Source organism: Planomonospora sp. ID91781 (assembly GCF_015711595.1).
Lineage (GTDB): Bacteria > Actinomycetota > Actinomycetes > Streptosporangiales > Streptosporangiaceae > Planomonospora > Planomonospora parontospora.
Window position 1 is genome coordinate 2,918,193 of record NZ_JABTEY010000001.1, and the last position, 17,898, is coordinate 2,936,090.

A 17,898-nucleotide genomic window follows, 5' to 3' on the forward strand; every position below is an offset into this window, starting at 1 on the left:
GCCCATGGCGTTGTCCTTCCGATGCGTTGTCACGGTGACGGCTCACCGGTTTCGGAGACTCAGCGCGGCGTCGATCTTCTGCCGGACGAGGGCGAGGAACGGGGCGTGGCGCTCCCGCCCGTCCGCTGAGAGATCCCGGGCTGCGACGTACAGGGGGGCCAGGAGATCCGTACGCTGCCTGCCTCCCCTGATGAGGACCTCGAGAAGGGGTTCGCGATGTGCCTCGTTCTCGAGGGCCGCTCGGAACCAGCGCTGTGCCTGCGCCCGCCAGACCTCGTACGGGCACAGGAGGAAGACGAGGTGCCATCCGGTGGCCAACTGCTCCTGCACGCCGGGATCGGACAGCGGGGAGTACGTGTGCGGTCCCGGTGCCACGAGCGGCGTCGGATCGGCGAGTTCAAGGAACAGGCCGGCGTCGAATCGCCGCCATCTCTCGTTTCCCGATTGGAGTCGCTGGACCAGCCGCTTCAGCATCCAGACGCGTAGTCGCGCATCGGAGCCCACCAGCCGGGCAAGTGCATCTCGGGCGTGTACGGTCCCGGCCTCCCTGCGGGCCAGGTGGTGGAGCCGGACCAGAGCCTGGTCCGGGTGGTGCACCGCGATCACCTTCCAGCAGGTCACGGCGATCACCTGGGTGAGTTCTCGGGAGACGGGGGTGGTCTCCGCCGCATCGAGGATCTTTCGGCGGAAGAACCGGCTGTGCACCTCGTCCTGGAGTCCGTGGCGTAGCGCTCGGACGGCGGCTTCCAGCCGGAAACGGGTTACGGGGGCTCCGGTGCACTGTCGCACGAGATCCATCAGCATGTTCGGGTGTCCGTCGCGCAGACACTGCCGGGCGAACCGTTCGACCAGTTCGTCGCGGTCGCTCTGTTCCAGGCCGGGCAGGTCCACGATGCCGGTGACCCACTTCTGGAGGGGGTCTCGCAACTCCGGCCAGTGGGTCCAGAAATGGGACCGGACCGCGGAGTCGTATCCGAACTTGTCGAACCTGACCCGGCCGGAGGCATTGGCCGATGCGCCGATCTCCTTGAGGCGTACGGTGAGGTCCGTGTGCTCCAGCAGCGGGAGGTCGGCCTGCGGGTGCTTCACCTTTCGGAGGAGCGCAGCGGTGGCGCGGTGGACGACCTCGGCGCGGGCTCCGTGCAGCATGGCTGTGGCCAGTAGCAGCGCTCGTTGCGGCCCCTCGCGCAGGGTGGTGAGGTTTTCCGTGACAAGTGTGCCCTGCCGGTTGTCCAGCACGGCTAGCGCGTCTTCGCACCAGGCGGCGAATCCGCCCTCTGATCTCTCCCGCGCCTCGACGACGAGCTCGGCGAGGTCCGCGATCTTCCGCATCGAGGGCGTCCCCGCCAGGAAACCCGAGAGGGGTTTGGAGACGGAGTCGGTCTCGGTGACCGGGATGTCCGCCGCACGCAGGTAGCGCTGGAACACCGTCTGCCCGGGCGGGCGGATGATCTCGACTCGGAAGGCGCTGAGATCCGGTTGAAGCCGCCCGGCCGTCCCGGCCGGGAGCACCACCACCAGTCGGGCGGCGTGTTCGTGTGCGGCCACCCGGAGATCGTGGAGTTCGCCCCGGATCTTGGACCAGGTCTGTTCGTCGGCGGGTGCTGACAGGTCCACCAGGATCAGAGCGCTGTCTCCAATCTGGTCGAGGTCGAGACAGCGCTGCCCGCCGTCCTCGTCCGGCAGGATTTCGTGGAACGTCTCGTGTCCGGAGTACAGCTCGTACAGGAGCATCCACGCTGCGCTCCTCCGCCCCGCACCCGGTGTTCCGTCCAGGAAGACGGTGTCGTTGCATTCCAGGACCCGGCGGGCGCGGGCGAGACCCGGCGGGGGGACGAAACGTTTCCGGAGCCAGGCCAGCTGGTCGCCGGCGATGCGCCGGGGGTCCTTGCCGGCGGCCTGCGCCAGCTGCGTGAACGATATGTGCTGGGTCACGTACTGGTCGCCGTCGCCCGTGTGCGTCGCTCCGTAGTTGCTCTCGACAGAGGTGCCGGACTGTCCGTTCAACGCTTGCCCTCTCCGTCCTCGCGGGAGTTCCCGAACCGGTGGCCGATGCCGCCGTGGCTGTCTCCGGCGACGTACGTCGCCCCGTCACCGGAGAAGTGCTGGGAGTCGCGGTAGACGTTGCCGCTGCCCAGATGGGCGATCCCGTGGTTGTTCTTGATGCCGGTGCCGACGTCCCCGGCGGTGATGTCGCGGCCCTGGAGGAGTGGGCCGTGCACGCTGTCCGCCGTGTTGGAGACGGAACCGGAATCGGGGGCCACTGGCCGGAGATCAGGACGGACGACCGACCCGAGCGACGGGATCCACTCGGCGAGTCTGGTGAACAGGCGCCTGAGACCGGCCTGGAGATCCTCCACATCCAGGCGTTCCGACTGGACCTCGGCGAGCCACTTCAGTTCCAACGGAAGATCCGCCGGATCCAATCGTCTGGCGCCCGGCCCTTCCAGGACGGGTACGACCGGTATGCCGAAGGTGAACGCCTCGAGAAGCTCCCGGCGGACCCAGTCGTCCTTGTCGCGCAGCCTGGGGGAGCGGGCCCAGGCCGGGCCGATGACGGCGAGCACGACGGTGGCGCGCCGTACGTTGCCGAGCAGTTCCTCGGGGAAGCGCTGACCGGGCTTGATGGACCTGGTGGCGCGGAAGACGTGGTCCTCTCCTCCGAGGATTCCGGAGAGCTCCCTGTCGATGAGGAGGGCGGTCTTCTCCCCGTCGCCGGTGCGGTAGTTGATGAACACGGTGGCCATGTGGGGTCCTCTCTACGGAGTGATGATCTGGACGGTCGTACCGAGGCCGGGAGCGAGCTCGCGCACCGACCGGTTGCGCGGGTGACGGGCCAGGACGCGAGCGAGGCTGCGCAGGTCCGGGGCGATCGTGGCCGAACCCACTGTGACGACGTCGCCGAGCAGCCTGCCGGTGAGGGCGCACGCGTGGTCGACTTCCCCGGCCGCCGCGTGGGCGAGCGCGCAGCGCACCCCGTAACGGACCCGGGTACGCAGCGCCTGGGGTGACACCCGCTTCAACTGTGCTTCCATGATTTCGGCGGCCTCGGCCGGTCGCCCTAGGTCGTACAGACACCAACCGGTGATCATCTCGGCTGGGTCGGTTAAGTTGGTGGTGCCGATGACGGGTATGTCGGGGTCGGGGACATGGCGGGTGAGGAGCGCCCGCGCCTGCTCCAGAGCGCGCATGCAGGCCGCGTAGTCGCCCGCGAGCGCATGGCCCTGCGCCTCCCTCTGCGCGGCCAGGCCGCGGATCCGCGGTGGCAGCCTGCCGCTCTGCGCCTGCCTGGCCAGTTCTACGGTCTGCACCGCATCCTCGCGGTAGAGCGTGACCAGCGCCCGGCGGACCAGTCCGTACGCGGCCAGGTCATGGTCGCCGCCGGCGGCCGCGAGGTCGACGGCACGTTGCGTCCACCACAGCGCCGCCTGCTCGTTCCCCGTCTCCTGCACCAGCCAGCCGACGTACTCGGCGTATCGGGCACCGAGTCGCAGCAGCCCTTGACGGGTCCGGTGACCGGCATGGACGGACAGCTCCCGGAGCGTGTGGGTCTGTGCGATGAGCGCGGGGAGCAGGAGGCCGGGACCGACCGTCTGGCCGAGCCGCCGGTAATGGTCGAAAAGCGAGCGGGACGTTCCCAGAAGCGTCGGGTCCTCGGTTCCAGACTGGTTCGCCGGTCCGCCGATGCTCATCCCTGCGATCGAGACCGCACCGGCGGTCATGGCCTGCCTCCGGCTCATGGGCTGGAACCAGTTCTTCCCGTCTACGGACAACTGCATCAACCACACCTCGTCATCACCGTTCTCCTGGGCGGGTTCTCTGTCAGGAGGTGGCCCGCAGACCAGAGCGGCGAGTCGACCTCCGGCATCGAGTACGTTGTCGCAGAGACGAGCCAGCTCGCGGCTCGGTGCTTTGATGCCTCGTTCGACCTTGCTGATCTGGCCTTTGCTGTAATGAACCAGCTTGGATAAATCGGTAAGGGTGAGATCGGCGGCGAGGCGCCGTCTGCGAAGTTCCCTGCCGAAATGGATCGGCTGCTCGACCACACGAACCTCCGTCGCTGTCCGCCCGTGCAGTCTTGAGCCGGTGCGCACCAGCCTGCGCCATCTGCTCTCGGGGAGACAAGACTCGTCCTGGGGTTTCCCGTTTCCTCCTTCGAAGGAAACGGGAGGCCGTCATTCCTGTCCAGACTGATCCGAATGCTCTGTGTGACTTCTTCCTGTTCCCAGAGGGTGTTGTTTTGCGATCATGGATCTTCGGCGGCGGGTTGAAGCCCGGGTGAGCGAAGGGAAAGACGGGTATCAGGTTTCGCGTAGGGTGGCCCGAAAATCGGACGGGAATAATTGTCGGCCGCAACTAAAGAGAAGGCCTATATAAGAGGTTTAGGGAGTGGAATTATGGCCCTTGATTTTCTTGAGGTCGTCCGAGCGGTGATCGATCATGCGTCGTCTCCGGTGGTGGAGTGTCCGGGAGACGAGGTGCTCGGGCGTGGTTGTTGAACGATGGGAGCGGGGCGGGGGAGCGCTTGGTGTGTTGCGGCCTGATGGGGCACGTGGGCACGGACGCAGGTCCGTGCCCACGTGCGGGTCGTCAGTAGCCGTCACAGGTAACCGTTGTTGACGTGCGAAAACATCCCCATCCGGTATCGTCGATCATGGGCCGTCATGGCGCAAGGCACGCTCATAATCCCTGGGTCGCGGGTTCGAGTCCCGCCCGCCCAACCCCTCACGACCTGCGGCGACGCCGTTCCGTCGATCGTTTCCGTGCCCGGTTCGTCGCCTGGTGGGCACGATTTCTCGTCCAGTGAGCACACGGTGTGGGCGGCTCGCCGAGGAAGTGAACGGAGAGGACCTGTTCATCTCCACGGCCCGGTACGACCGCCGGTGCGGAGACGGCGGATGCGGTGGCCCGCATGCTCATCGCACTGGCGACCAGTGGCGAGGGCGTACGCGCAATCCTGCATGCCCTGTCCGCGGACGAGAGGCGTGAGTTCGTCCAGGAACTCGTCGAAGGCGCATGAGGCGGCCGAGGAGACGGACCGTGCTCACACGTGATGATCCCTGAGATTGGGCAAGCCGGCCCGGGTCGAGGTGGTCCGGGGCGCATCGCGGCCCTCACGGAGGCATCAGAGTGGTTCGGCCTGTCACAGGTTCGTCTGCGGGAACGGTGATGATGTCATAGCGCGGAGGTCGTGTCGGTGTGGGTGAAGTCGTCGCCCTTGAACAGCAGCGGTTCGTGTCTGTCCCGCGCCAGCGCGTAGGAGAAGCAGTCGCCGAAATTCAGCCCTGCCTTGTGTCCGCTGCCCTTGCCGTAGTCCCAGTAGGCGCGGCGGGCGATCTGTGCCTGCTCCGGTGTGACGGGCAGGATCTCGATCCGTATCCGGGCCAGAAAGTCGTCCAGGAGCCGGGAGGCGGCTGGATCGCGGGTTCGTTCCACTACGGCGGCCAGCTCCACGTAGGTCGCAGCCGACATTCGGCGTGTCGGAGCCTCCTGGATGGCCCGGGCGAAGTCGGCGGCGTCCGGCTCGCCGTTCAGGATCGCGACGATCGCGCTGGTGTCGATGATCATGCGGGGAGCCCGGTCTCCGGGTCGTAGAGGAAGTCGGTGGACAGATCCGCTGGGCCGATCCGGGAGCGGATCTTCGCGGCGAGGGTGAGGAGATCGTCGGCCATCGCGGCATCCTGGGTCGCCTGGCGATTGGCGAGTAGACGCTCACGCCGCTCCTTGAGGGCGGAGATGACCGCCGCGGTCTTGCTCTCCCCGGTGAGTGCGCTGACTTCGGCCGCCAGGCGATCGGCCTCGGGATTCTTGATGTTCAAGCTCATGGACGCTCCTTTCTACCCTTACTACCCCGTGATTCTACCCTTTCTAGTAATAGGCGTCCTTGTTTCGCGGACCACCCCAACTGCCCTCGACCGTCCAGTCGGCGCGGACCGGCCGGATCGCCGACCCATTCCGGTGGTGGATCATCAGACTGTTCCGAAGACATTGAAAACCGCTGGAAGATATTGGTTTGCCCTGGTTTTACCTTTGTGTGCCAGGGCAGGCGCCACGGATGTTACGGATCACTGCCACGGCCGTAGCTCTGCTCACCGGGCTGCTTGCCGTACCTTCAGCCTCGCCGGCTTCGCCGGCCTCAACGGTCACTTCCACGAGCCCGCCCGCCCATCCGTGCGCCGCGGCCACGCAGCGGTGCGAGGGCCGGATCCGGGTTCCGCTCGACTGGGGCGACCCCGCATCGGAACGGATCGAGGTGGCGTTCGCCTGGGTCCCCAGGAAGGGCGCCACCTCCACCGTCCTCGCCAACCCCGGAGGACCGCTGCCGGCGCTGCCGCTGCTCCCCATGCTGGAACGGACGGTCGACCGGCAGAACCTCCTGGTCGTCGAACCGCGCGGACTGGGCGCGTCCAGCCCGCTCGACTGCCCCGGACTGGATCTGAACCGCCCGGAGAGCATCGCCGCGTGCGCCGAGCACCTGGGCCCGCGGAGCCGGTTCTTCACCACCGACCAGGCCGTCGCCGACATGGACGCGGTCAGAAAAGCCCTGGGTCTGCCGAAAGTGACGTTCTACGGCATCTCCTACGGAACCCTGTTCGCCCAGGCCTACGCCGCCCGCTTCCCGGACAGCACCGCCGGGGTGTTCCTCGACAGCCTCGTCCCGGTCGGGAGGAACGGCTACGCGATCGAGCCCATCCGGGCCAGGACCGACCTGCTGAAGCTGACCTGCCGCTCGTCCCGGGACTGCGCGGCGACCTGGTCGGCGCTCGTCCGGCGGCTGCGCGACCGGCAGGACCCGGCGATCTCCATGCTGACGCTGCAGAGCCTGCTGCCCCACCTCCACGAGCCGGTGTTCGGCCGTGAACTCAACGCGGCCGCCGCGGCCTACCTGCGCGGCGACCCGCTGCCGCTGCGCCGCCTGGCCAAGGCCGCCGACGCGGCCCCGGTCCCGCCCCTGCGCGGACCCGGCTTCGCCGGCATGCTCTCCTACAAGTGCGGCGACGCGGCGTTCCCGTTCGGCCGGAAGGCCACGACCGCCGAGCGTGAGCGCCGGCTGAGCCGCTTCTACGACAAGAAGCGGCCGATGAGGCCGTTCACCGTCGCCGAGCTGGGCGGGACGACCGGATGGGCCGACTGGTGCCTCCACTGGCCCACGCCCCGCGACAACCCGCCGGTCCCGCGCCGCGCCGGCCACCCCGACGTGCCGACCGCGACCGTCGCCGGGGACTACGACACCCACACCCCCGCCGAGGTCGCCCGGTACTTCCCGCACGGCGAGCTGCTCCGGGTCATCGGCGGCGGGCACAGCACGACGCTCGGTGTGGACTGCGCCCGCCAGGCGCTGCGCTCGTTCCTCGCCCGGGCCGGCGAACTCCCGCGCTCCTGCGACGTGTCGAGCCACCGCGCGCTCGCGGCCTTCCCCCGGACGGCGGAGGACCTGCCGGACGCCGGTGACCTCGACCGGCGCGTCGTCGCCGGATTCGCCGCCGCCTCCGACGCGCTGGTCCGGCGCGACCCGGGCTCGGCGTCCTACCGGCGGCTGACGGAGGAGCCCGGTCTGCGGGGCGGACGACTGGTCTTCGACGACAAGGCGGCGACCATCCGCCTCGAGGACGTGCGTTTCGTGAGCGATCTGGCGGTGAGCGGCCAGGTCGTCCTGAAGCCGGACCGTACGGCCACCGCCCGGCTGACCGTCGGTGGCGCCGAGGTCGTCCTGTCCTGGCCCGCGTTCCGTCCGCTGGACCCCGTCCCCGTCTCCGGCAGCTTCGACGGCCGGCCCTTCACCGCGCGGATCCCCGTGCGGTGAACCGGTCCTGACCCCGTCCGGTGAGCCGGTCCTGGCGCGATCCGCGCCCGGCCGGACTCACCTCGGACGGGGAGCGGCGAGGCCGGTGCCGGTGGCGGCATTTCCCGCGGGCGACGCCCTGCCCGGCAACGGCGGGATCACCGCGACGTGTCCCGGCCGGTGACGATCCACGGCAATCATCCCGACGGCTCTCCCTTCCGTGCCGCCAGGATGATGAGCGCCCCGGAGACGGTCCCGGCGAAGAACGGGGACGGCACGAGAAGCACGCCGCCCACCAGGCACCACGCCGCGAGGCCCCAGCCGATTCCGGCGGGCACGGCCACCCCGCGCCCGGCGAGGTGCCAGATCAGGCAGCCCAGGAGTATCAGGGGCACGGCGAAGCTTCCCGGGCCGCCCCAGAAGACGGCCTCGTTCTGCAGGTATTCCACCGTCCGGACGGCGTCCCCGGGGGGGAATGCGAGCGGGACCGCCGCCCACATCCCTCGTTCCACCCAGCCGGTGATGTCCTCCCGGAAGGCGAGCGTCAGCAGGGACAGGTGCCCTGCCCCCAGCACGAGCATGATCCCGCTCGCCCAGCGGAGCAGTCGTTTTCCGGAGTTCATGTGAGGTCCCTTCCTCGTGGCCGGCTTGAGCGGGGTGACGGTCGCGTCGGGCCCGTCGGGCTCGTTCCCATCACCGATCCGGCGTCCGGCCGATGGGCTAGATCAGGCCGGTATCCGGTGCGGCGGGACGGGTCCGCTCATCGCCGATCACGTCGGCGCGATCTGCGCCACCCGTCACGCAGTCGACCTGTCACGCAGCCCGCCCATCACACGGTCCGCCCACCGCACGGAGAGCCTTCTCAATTTCTATGCTGACCGACATAGGCTATATCGATCGGCATTCGATTTGCTAGTCGGCATACCTGGTTAGATGGGCCGCATGGCCGCCACGCGACGTATCGAGAGGACCCAAGAGAGCCGCCGGCTGCTGGTGACGGCCGCTGCCGAGCTCTTCGCGGAAAAGGGATACCGGCAGACGAGTTTCATCGACATCGCGGAGAGGGCCGGCATCAGCCGCGGCTCCATCCCCTGGCACTTCGGCAACAAGCTGGGCCTGCTGGAAGCGGTGGTCGACGACCGGCTCCAGGCCGTGCTGACCGGCCTCCCCTCGATCCCGGGGGAGCCGATCCCAGGGGAGTTCCCCGGTGACCCGCTGGACCAGGTCATGGACTTCATCCGCCTGCCCGCCACGCGCCTGTTCATCACCCTGCTCGCCGAGGCAGTGGAGGCCGGATCACCGATCCGCGAGCACTACGCGCGGCTGCACGCCGCGCTCCGGCAAGCGGTGCGGGCCCGGATACCGGCGGAGGCGCTCCCGCCGGGAACCACCTCCGAAGCGCTCACGGTGCTGCTGGTGGGGACCGTCATCGGCGTTCACGCCCAGTGGCGGGTCGCTCCCGAGGCGGTCGACCTCGAGGCCGTCCGCGCCACGATCCGAGCTCTGCTGCCGACCGGCCTCAGGCTCACCTGACACCGGACGCCCTGCCGGGTCACGGCACCGTCCGGCAGGGCTCGGCTGCATCCGTCGCCGGACGGAGGACACCGGACGGAGGAAAGCGGCGAGGGAGGCTCGGGAGCTGTGAGCGCCAGTAGGCCCAGGGGCCTACCTGGAATCGAACCAGGAGAGAAGGAAGCCCCCGAATGGCCTCGCCACCGGATGCGAGGAGAGCGGGAGAGCTGGAGTCAATTGGGAAGATTGAGAAGGAAGCCCTCCCATGGCCTCGCGGCCCCCACGGTATCAGGCCGGGATCAGCTCGTGCAGCGTCGCGGCGGTGTACACCCGCGCGCCCGGCGGGAGACCGGCCGGGGCCTCCAGCCCGATGTAGGTGGTCCGCCCGGTCGCGGTGGCGGTGGCGGTGGCGGTCGCGGTGGCGGCGGTGGTGACAGGAGCGGTGGCCTTCGCGCGCAGCAGGTCGGCGAGGTGGCGGACCCGGAGGTGGTCGCGTTCCACGATCGAGCGCACCAGCAGCGACGTGCTCACCCGGTTGCCCTCGACCTGGTTGAACCGGGGGTGGCCCTTCAGGTAGAGGTGCAGCCACTTGACCCGCCAGGCCCCGTCGTCACCGCGGAGGAAGACCAGAGGCAGGGCCACCTGGCCGGAGCCGCGCAGGTCCGACTTCATGCGCACGGTACGCGGCTCGAAGGGCCGGCCCTCCTGCTCGGCGTCCCTGGTCATGAAACCGAAGAACGCCTCCGCCGCCTCGTCGAACGGCTCCCCGGAGTAGATGTTGACCGCGGGGATGATGATCGGCCGGGTCGCCTCGGCGAGGCGGACGTCGATGAACTCCGACGCGCCGTCGGCGGCGTCGGTGAGGTCGCCCGAGTACCGCGCGAAGTCGCTGGCGTAGTTCGTCCAGGAGACCTGCTCCGGATCGCCGTAGGCGGCGTCGAGCATGAGCGCCGACAGGTCGTAGTCGGTGCGCTGCCCGGCCTGGCGCCAGTGGACGAAGAACCTGAGCAGTTCTCCGTCCACCCGGGACAGCGACCCGCGGGGGAGCATGCCGAGCCCGGGCGCGACGGCCTTGCCCGACAAGGGCAGGGCCACGTCGAGGACGTCGGGGTCGACGATGAGCTCGCCGGGATCCGGGAGCCGGCGGGTGATCTCCTCGTCCAGAATGGCGAGCAGCCGCCCCAGCGTCTCCTCGCCGAGCGGCGCGCGGCCGTCCGGGGTCGTCCACGCCCTGCCGTACCGGTTGACGAAGACGCGGCCGGCGGCGGGCGCGAGCCGGTTCTGCAGGTGCTCGCGCAGGGAGAGCAGCACGCGGCCGGACGCCCGCCCGGCGGATCTCTCCGCGGCGTCCAGTACGGCCGACGCGGACGAGCCGGTCCGCAGCAGGTGGTCGAGGCGGCGCAGCAGCGCGCCGGGAGCGTTCTCCAGCAACCGCACGGCGTCGGCGGTACGGCCGGCCGACAGGGCGGCCTCGACCTGGCTGTCGAGGCCGGCGACCTTCCGGACGCCCCTGGCCGCCTCGAAGACCTGGACGGCCCGTGGGAACCGCGGGAACTCGTGCGGGTGGAGCCGCTCGCCGAGTCGCTTCCACTGCTCCCGGTGGCGGGTGACGTCACCGTGCGAGGCCGGGGGCAGGCCGTCCAGCGCGGCCAGGAGAGCGCGGCGCTCGGCGCGGCGGAACGAACGGAACCTGGTGGGCGCGGCCAGCGTGACATCGCCGCCGGAGGCGCCGCAGGCCAGCCGGAGCACGTCGGTCACCGTGTCGACGAGCAGGGGGAGGCCGGCGGCCAGCCGTACCTCGTTGACGACGGCGCGGTTCTCGCGCACGGGCACGTCCTCGGGCTGCTCGGCGCAGAACGAGGCGAGCGAGCGCAGGGCCGCCAGGTCCTCGGCGGCGAGCGGCGCCTGCGAGCCCGCCAGGGAGAAGTAGAGGTCGCGCGCCTCGGACTCCAGGCTCCCGCCCGCTTCCAGCACGGTCACCCGGTCCCCGGCCAGCGGGACCAGCTCCGCGTGCGCGGCCAGCAGTTCGGCGTAGGTGTGCCGGTAGCGGCCGTATCCCGGCAGGCTCAGCAGGTCGATCGTCGACGGCCGGACCCGCGCGGTGGCAGGGTCGAGCGCGGTGACCGGGTCGAGCAGCGCCTCGCGCAGCAGGCCGGCCCAGAACTCCACGGTGTCGGGCACGTTGGCGGGGAAGTCGATGAAGTAGGCGTTGTGCCGCACGTGGTCGCCGACCAGCCGGCGGACCGCGGCCAGGACGCGCACGCCCAGATCGACCACCTCCTGGCCGGGCAGCCCGGCCAGACGCGCGAGCAGGGCCGGCGAGCACGTGAACCCCACGCTCAGCAGCGCGGCGTCGAGCTGCCGGGCGGCCGTCTCACCCCAGCCCGGCACGGCGTCCGCGGGAGCGCCGAGGGGGACCCGCAGCCGCCTGGTGATGACGAGGCCCTCCAGGGCGAGGCTTTCCGGCGTGGGGTCTTCCGGCGGGAGGTTTTCCAGGGCGTCCACGGATGCACCTTATAGGCGAATACGTGAGGTGATTATTGGTTTTCTCCTGGTGCGCTCTGCCGCCGCGGCGGGCACCCCGGCCGGGGCTTCACGGCTTGCGGGCGACCCCGCAGAACTGGGAGACCTCTTCGGGCTCGCCCCAGGGCTCGGCCTCGGCACGCCATCTCGAGCAGGACACCACGCCGGGCTCCAGGAGCTCCAGCCCGTCGAAGAACGTCGCCAGGTGACGGCGGTCGCGGGCCACGATCGGGGTGCCGCCCCGCTCCATGAACCGCCGCATCGCCTCGTGCATGGCGTCACCGTGGACCTCGGCCGTGGCGTGCGCGATCGCCAGGTAACTGCCGGAGGGCAGGGCGTCGACCAGCTCCTGTACGATCTTCCCCGCCTCGGCGTCGTCGACGATGTGGTGCAGGATGCCCAGCAGCATCAGCGCGACGGGTTCGGTGAAGTCGAGCGTCTGCGCGGCGACCCGCAGGATGTGCTGCGGGTCGCGCAGGTCGGCCTCGATGTACTGGGTGCGGCCCTCGGGCGTGCCGGCGAGCAGGGCGCGGGCGTGCGCCAGGACGATCGGGTCGTTGTCGACGTAGACGACCCGGCACTCCGGGGCGATCCGCTGCGCGACCTCGTGGGTGTTGTCGGCGGTGGGCAGGCCCGTGCCGATGTCGAGGAACTGGCGGATGCCCGCCTCGCCCGCCAGGTGCCGTACGGCCCGGCCCAGGAACGCCCGGTCGGCCCGGGCCGCTTCGACGATGCCCGGGATGAGCTGCTTGACCATCTCCCCGGCCTCGCGGTCGGCCGGGTGGTGGTCCTTGCCGCCCAGCCAGTAGTTCCAGATGCGGGCCGAGTGCGGCCGGTCGAGGCCGAGGTCGCGCGGAGCGCCGGATTCGCGGGGGGTGTTCATGGGCCAGGTCCATTCATGCGGGGGTTCGCGCCGAACATGACCGCCTTAGTCGATCATGTCCGCTCGGGCCGCGGCAAGGCCCCATCCGGGTCCCGCGCCCCGGGTCGATCCGTGTCCTCGCGTCACCACCGTTCGTGCCGGACCGCGGCGCTCAGCGGGGCGCGGCGGCGCCAGCCGTGCCGTTCCAGGTCGGGGGCCGGTTCGACGTGGGTGACCGGTCCCAGGCAGAGCCAGGCCACCGGGCGGATCCCGGACGGGATGCCGAGCAGGCGCCGCACGAACGGCTCGCGGTAGAACGAGACCCAGCCGACGCCCAGGCCCTCGGCGGTGGCCGCCAGCCACAGGTTCTGGATGGCCAGGCAGACCGAGTAGAGGCCGGTGTCGGCGATGGCGTGCCGGCCCAGGACCGCGGGACCGGCGCGTTCGGCGTCGTAGGTGACGACCACCGAGAGGCTCGACTCCAGCACGCCGTCGACCTTGATCCTGGCGAACCGCTCGGCCTCGTCCCCGCTGAGGGACGCCGCGAAGACGGCCCGCTCCCGCTGGACGTGGTCGTGGAAGGCCTGGCGGGTGGCGGGGTCCCGTACCAGGACGAAGTCCCAGGGCTGGGAGAGCCCCACGCTGGGCGCCGCGTGCGCGGCGGCCAGCACGCGGTCGAGGACGTCGCCGGGCACGGGTCCGCCGTTGAACTGGGACCGTACGTCGCGGCGGCGGTGGATGACGTCGTAGATGCCGGTGTTCGCAGGGACGTCGTTCGCAGGGACGTCGTTCGCATAGACGTCGTTCGCAGGGACGTCGTTCACAGGGCAGGCTCCCGCTGCTCTCGTGCCGCCCCTCAGGGGGCGGCGGGTGGAGCGAGGCCGGTCTTCGGACTCTCGGATCAACGCCTGCGCCGTCCGCCTTCCCGGCCTCGAGGCCAGTGGCCGCACGTCTCGTGCGTGGACGGCAGCTCCCCGATCACCGCGGCGGGCCCGTGCCGGAGTCGCACCGGCTTCCCGATTCTCCTCCCGGGGGAGGCACCTCGCGTCAGTTCGTGCCGGACGCGACTGTAGCGCAGTGCGGGAGCGCGATCATGCAGGAGGTGACGACCGCGCCGCCGAACCGGGTGCGGTCGCACCGTCCGCCTCCACGAGACCAGGGGCACACTCGCTCCTCGGTCCCGCGGAGGCGATCTCGGATGGGACGACCTCGTGGAAATCGCGATCAGGGCCCGGAACCGGCCGGTCAGCCGTCCGCCTGCGCCCGGGAGCGCCACAGCAGCCAGACGAAGTACGGCGTGCCGAGCAGCGCGGTGACGAGCCCGGCGGGCACCTGGGCCGGGGCGATGACGGTGCGCCCGAGCGTGTCGGCCAGGCTCACCAGCAGAGCGCCGAGGAGCACGGCCACCGGGAGGACGCGGGCGTGGCCCGCACCGACCAGGGCGCGGGCGGCGTGCGGGGCGATCAGGCCGACGAAGCCGACCACGCCCACGGCGGAGACCGCGGTGGCGGTCAGCAGCACCGAGCCGCCCAGAGCGGCCAGCCGTACCGGTTCCAGGGGGACGCCGAGGACGCGGGGGCTGTCCTCGTCCAGGGAGAGCAGGTCCAGGTCGCGGCGGAGCCAGACGATCAGCGGGAGCACCAGGGCCAGGGCCAGCGCGACCGGGATGAGCTGGGCGGGGACGCGGCCGTAGGTGGAACCGGACAGCCAGGTCAGCGCCATGGCGGTGTTCCAGGGGTCCGCCTTGACGATGATCAGCACGGTGACGGCGGTGCAGGCCGCCTGCACGCCGACGCCGATCAGCACCAGCCGGTCGGAGCTCAGCCCGCCGCGCCACGACAGCAGGTACACCGCGGCGGAGGCGGCCAGGGCCCCGGCGATGGCCGCCGCGAACATCGGCCAGATCCCGGCGAGCGGTGCGAGGGCCAGCAGCGAGACGGCGCCCACGCCCGCACCGGCGGTGACGCCGAGCATGCCCGGCTCGGCCAGCGGGTTGCGGCACACCGCCTGGACGGCCGTGCCCGCGGCGGCCAGCGCGGCGCCGGCGAGCACCGCGGCGAGCACCCGCGGATAGCGCTGATCGAGCACGAAGGTGAGGCCGCGGCCGGTCCGGCCGTTCAGCCAGTTGACCAGGTCGCCGCCCAGGATCCAGGTGTCGCCGCCGAGCATGCCGAGGAAGACCGCTCCGGCGAGCAGGACCGCGCAGGCCGTCACCACGGTCAGGAAGGCGGCGCGCGAGCGGGCCGCGACCCGCACGATCGGCGGCTGGCGGGTCGGCCCGGCGTCCCGGTAGCGGCGGGCCAGCCACACCATCACCGCGGCGCCGAACAGCGAGGTGACCACGCCGGGCGGCACGTCCACGCCCGCCTGCCCGCCGAAGACGGCGCGCAGCCCGATGTCGGAGCCGAGGACGACGAGCACGCCGACGAGGCCCGCCAGCGGAACCGCCGTCCGGTGGCGGTGCACGCCCGGGAGCAGCCTGACGATCACCGGCGCGCACAGGCCCACGAACCCGATGGGGCCCGCGACGGTGACCGCGGCGGCGGCCAGCAGGACGGCCAGGAGCGTGAGCACCAGGCGCAGCCGTCCGACGTTGACGCCGAGCACCGTGGCGGTGTCGTCGCCCAGGGAGAGGATGTCGAGCCTCGGCCCGGCCAGCACGGCGGCGGCCCCGGCCAGCAGGATCAGCGGGCCCAGCTGCGTGACGGCCTCGAGGTCGCTCTGCACGAGCGAGCCGCTGCCCCAGGCGAACAGCCCGTTGGTCTCCTCCTCGAAGAGGATCAGCAGCAGGTTGGTGAGCGAGTGGAGCGCCAGCGCGGTCGCCGAACCCGCCAGGATCAGCCTGGTCGTGCCGGTCCGGCCGCCCGCGGCGAGCGCCATCACCAGGGCGGCCGCGGTCAGGCCGCCCAGCAGGGCGAGCAGGCCCGACAGGAACAGCGGCAGCGTCAGGCCGAAGGCCGCCGCCGCGGCGACCGCGAAGTAGGCGCCGGCGCTGACCGCCAGCGTGTCGGGCGAGGCCATGGGGTTGCGGGAGACGGCCTGCAGCAGCGCGCCCGCCACCCCCAGGGCGACGCCGACGGTGATCCCGGCCAGCAGCCGGGGCAGCCGGGAGGCCAGCAGGATCCGGGCGGCCTCGCCGTCGGTGTCGCCGAACGGCAGCCGGAGCAGATCGAGCGCGCCGATCGACGACGTGCCCTGCGTCACGTGGACCGCGGCGGCCACGACGACCGCCGCCAGCGTCAGGAGGAGCACGCCGGCGCTCCCCAGCCGCCGCAGCGGGGTGGGGGGCGCCGGCGGGGCCTGGAGGGTGGTGCTCAACCGGTGTAGGCCTTCACGAGGGCCTCGGCGTACTGCTTGGAGGACAGCGGTCCGCCGAAGGTCCAGATGCCGTCGGGGAGCTTGACGACCTGCTTCTTCTCGACGAACGGCAGCTTCTTCCAGATGGCGTTCGAGGCCAGCCCGTCGGCGAAGACGTCGGTGCCGTCGGAGGCGTTGTAGAAGAAGCGGGTGTCGGGGTCCTTCAGCGCGGTCAGGCCCTCGACGTCGGTGGCGCCCAGGCCCCACACCGGGTCCACCTCGCCCGTCCAGGCGTTGACCAGGCCGAGCTCGGTGGCGACGTCGGAGACCAGCGCGCCCTTGCCGAACATGCGGATGGAGATCTTGCTGCCGTCCTTCCAGCCGTCGGCCATGGCGAACGGCTTGCCGGCGGCGCCCGCCGCGGCGAGCTTGCTCTTGCCGTCGGCCAGCGCGGCGTCGAAGTCGGCGAGGAGCTTGTCCGCCTCGGCGGTCTTGCCCAGCGCGGTGGCGATCAGCTTGAGGTCGCTCCGCATCCGGCCCAGGTTGTCCTTCGCGTCGCTGCCCTTGAAGGTGATGACGGGGACGAACTTCTCCAGCTGCGGCACCAGCGCGGAGTCGCGCTCGGCCTCCATGACGACCAGGTCGGGCTGGAGCGCGGCGATGGAGTCGACGCTCGGCTCCTGGCGGGTGCCGACGTCCTTGACCGAGGGGTCGAGCTTGGCCGCGGTCACCCAGGTGGCGTAGCCCTTGGTGTCGGCCACCCCGATCGGCATGACGCCGAGGCTGACCACCATCTCGGCCTCGCCCCACTCCAGGGCGACCACCTTGGTGGCGGGGCGGTCGAGGGTGACCTGCTTGCCGCGGCTGTCGGTCACCGTGACGGGGGAGGCGGAGGCGGGGGCCGTGCCGCCGGAGGCGGCCGGTTCGGGAGCGGCGGTCTCGGTGGTGCCGCAGGCGGCGAGCACGGCGGCGGCGGCCACGGCCACGAGGGCGGTGCGCAGGGGGTTCATGGTGTTCCTGTCAGGTTGTGGCGGGGACGCTTCTGGTGTGCCGGCCGATCGGCCGGGTGGACACCGTCCCCGTCCTCGGGTCGTGCGTGACCTCGATGCGGATGCCGTACACCTCGGTGAGCAGGTCCTCGGTGAGGACCTCGGCGGGCGGCCCGTCGGCCCGGACGCGGCCTCCGTGCAGCAGGACGACGTGGTCGGCCAGCTCGGCGGCCTGGTTCAGGTCGTGCAGGACGACGCCGACGGCCACGTCGTGGCCGTCGGCCAGGTCGCGCACCAGATCCAGCAGCTCGATCTGGTAGCGCAGGTCCAGGAAGGTGGTGGGCTCGTCCAGGAGCAGGACGCCGGTGTCCTGCGCCAGGCAGGTGGCCAGCCACACGCGCTGCAGCTCGCCGCCGGACAGCTCGTCCGCCGCGCGGTCGGCCATCGCGGTGACGCCGGTGAGCTCCATCGCCCTGGCGACCGCGGCGTCCCCCTCGGGGTCGCCCGCCCGCCACCGGCCCCGGTAGGGGTGCCTGCCGTACCCGATGACGTCCCGGACCCGCACGCCGGAGGGCGTGGGGCGGCTCTGCGCCAGCAGCGTGACCCGCTTGGCGAACTCCCGGGCCGACATGTCCAGCGCGGACACGTCGTCGGCCAGCGTCACCGTGCCCGCCTCCGGCCGGTGCAGCCGGGCCAGCGCCCGCAGCAGGGTGGACTTGCCGCTGCCGTTGGGGCCCACCAGGGCCGTCACGAGTCCACGCCGCAGGGTGATGCGGCCGTTCTCGACGACGGTGGCGCCGTGGTAGCCCAGACGCAGGTCGGCTCCACGCAGCGAGATCTTCTCGGTCACGGAGATTAGGTTAGGCTTACCTAGATAAATGTCAACTTTCAACTATTTCGATCATGTTTCAGTGGTCCGGTGACGGCCGTCG

Annotated in this window: 14 protein-coding genes and 1 riboswitch; of the genes, 2 read left to right on the forward strand and 12 right to left on the reverse strand. The window is 71.1% G+C overall.

The annotated features are described in order from the left end of the window. Positions 1-42: 42 nt before the first annotated feature. The 5 genes from HS048_RS13275 to HS048_RS13295 form a co-directional block, all read right to left on the reverse strand. Positions 43-2,007, reverse strand: coding sequence for a hypothetical protein (locus HS048_RS13275; protein WP_196467099.1), 1,965 nt, complete (start codon positions 2,005-2,007; stop codon positions 43-45). Continuing rightward, positions 2,004-2,747, reverse strand: coding sequence for a toll/interleukin-1 receptor domain-containing protein (locus HS048_RS13280; protein ID WP_196467100.1), 744 nt, complete (start codon positions 2,745-2,747; stop codon positions 2,004-2,006). Before HS048_RS13280 ends, HS048_RS13275 begins: the two co-directional genes overlap by 4 nt. A gap of 12 nt (positions 2,748-2,759) precedes the next feature. Continuing rightward, a complete protein-coding gene (locus tag HS048_RS13285) occupies positions 2,760-4,046 on the reverse strand; it encodes a helix-turn-helix transcriptional regulator (protein WP_196467101.1) in 1,287 nt (428 codons plus the stop codon). A gap of 1,129 nt (positions 4,047-5,175) precedes the next feature. Next, entirely contained in the window at positions 5,176-5,568 is a 393-nt protein-coding gene (locus HS048_RS13290) for a type II toxin-antitoxin system VapC family toxin (protein ID WP_196467102.1), read from the reverse strand. Then, positions 5,565-5,825, reverse strand: coding sequence for a type II toxin-antitoxin system VapB family antitoxin (locus HS048_RS13295; RefSeq protein WP_196467103.1), 261 nt, complete (start codon positions 5,823-5,825; stop codon positions 5,565-5,567). The genes HS048_RS13290 and HS048_RS13295 overlap by 4 nt, the downstream gene beginning before the upstream one ends. A 428-nt stretch (positions 5,826-6,253) precedes the next feature. Here HS048_RS13295 and HS048_RS13300 point away from each other — a divergent pair, with 428 nt between their 5' ends. Continuing rightward, positions 6,254-7,804 carry an alpha/beta hydrolase gene (locus HS048_RS13300; RefSeq protein ID WP_196467104.1) on the forward strand — a complete coding sequence of 517 codons (1,551 nt, stop codon included), beginning with the start codon at positions 6,254-6,256 and terminating at the stop codon, positions 7,802-7,804. A gap of 176 nt (positions 7,805-7,980) precedes the next feature. Here HS048_RS13300 and HS048_RS13305 read toward each other — a convergent pair whose 3' ends face one another. Then, entirely contained in the window at positions 7,981-8,406 is a 426-nt protein-coding gene (locus HS048_RS13305; RefSeq protein WP_196467105.1) for a DUF6463 family protein, read from the reverse strand. Between the two features lie 319 nt (positions 8,407-8,725). On the opposite strand from HS048_RS13305, the gene HS048_RS13310 reads away from it, so the two are divergent. Further along, positions 8,726-9,316 (forward strand): TetR/AcrR family transcriptional regulator, encoded by a 591-nt coding sequence (locus HS048_RS13310; protein ID WP_196467106.1) that lies wholly within the window; start codon positions 8,726-8,728, stop codon positions 9,314-9,316. 267 nt (positions 9,317-9,583) lie between these two features. On the opposite strand, the gene HS048_RS13315 is transcribed toward HS048_RS13310, so the two are convergent. From HS048_RS13315 to HS048_RS13340, 6 genes are all read right to left on the reverse strand, one after another. Next, positions 9,584-11,800, reverse strand: coding sequence for a hypothetical protein (locus HS048_RS13315; protein ID WP_307832457.1), 2,217 nt, complete (start codon positions 11,798-11,800; stop codon positions 9,584-9,586). An 88-nt stretch (positions 11,801-11,888) separates the two neighbouring features. Continuing rightward, the gene (locus tag HS048_RS13320) at positions 11,889-12,701 is read right to left on the reverse strand and encodes an SAM-dependent methyltransferase (protein ID WP_196467107.1); all 813 of its coding nucleotides are present in this window, start codon (positions 12,699-12,701) and stop codon (positions 11,889-11,891) included. Between the two features lie 122 nt (positions 12,702-12,823). Further along, entirely contained in the window at positions 12,824-13,504 is a 681-nt protein-coding gene (gene bluB / locus HS048_RS13325) for a 5,6-dimethylbenzimidazole synthase (protein WP_307832458.1), read from the reverse strand. Positions 13,505-13,541: 37 nt separating this feature from the next. After that, a riboswitch (cobalamin riboswitch) is annotated at positions 13,542-13,740 on the reverse strand. Positions 13,741-13,925: 185 nt separating this feature from the next. Beyond that, positions 13,926-15,998, reverse strand: a complete 2,073-nt coding sequence (locus HS048_RS13330; RefSeq protein ID WP_196467108.1) for an iron ABC transporter permease — start codon at positions 15,996-15,998, stop codon at positions 13,926-13,928. After that, positions 15,995-16,987, reverse strand: a complete 993-nt coding sequence (locus HS048_RS13335; protein ID WP_068896824.1) for an iron-siderophore ABC transporter substrate-binding protein — start codon at positions 16,985-16,987, stop codon at positions 15,995-15,997. Before HS048_RS13335 ends, HS048_RS13330 begins: the two co-directional genes overlap by 4 nt. Before the next feature lie 10 nt (positions 16,988-16,997). Further along, positions 16,998-17,816 (reverse strand): ABC transporter ATP-binding protein, encoded by an 819-nt coding sequence (locus HS048_RS13340; protein WP_084008251.1) that lies wholly within the window; start codon positions 17,814-17,816, stop codon positions 16,998-17,000. Between the last annotated feature and the right edge of the window lie 82 nt (positions 17,817-17,898).

Bases quoted from the DNA above. Each gene is read 5' to 3' on its own strand.
- HS048_RS13280 (WP_196467100.1), bottom strand. From the start codon at position 2,747: ATGGCCACCGTGTTCATCAACTACCGCACCGGCGACGGGGAGAAGACC.
- HS048_RS13290 (WP_196467102.1), bottom strand. From the start codon at position 5,568: ATGATCATCGACACCAGCGCGATCGTCGCGATCCTGAACGGCGAGCCG.
- HS048_RS13295 (WP_196467103.1), bottom strand. From the start codon at position 5,825: ATGAGCTTGAACATCAAGAATCCCGAGGCCGATCGCCTGGCGGCCGAA.
- HS048_RS13305 (WP_196467105.1), bottom strand. From the start codon at position 8,406: ATGAACTCCGGAAAACGACTGCTCCGCTGGGCGAGCGGGATCATGCTC.
- HS048_RS13310 (WP_196467106.1), top strand. From the start codon at position 8,726: ATGGCCGCCACGCGACGTATCGAGAGGACCCAAGAGAGCCGCCGGCTG.
- HS048_RS13320 (WP_196467107.1), bottom strand. From the start codon at position 12,701: ATGAACACCCCCCGCGAATCCGGCGCTCCGCGCGACCTCGGCCTCGAC.
- HS048_RS13335 (WP_068896824.1), bottom strand. From the start codon at position 16,987: ATGAACCCCCTGCGCACCGCCCTCGTGGCCGTGGCCGCCGCCGCCGTG.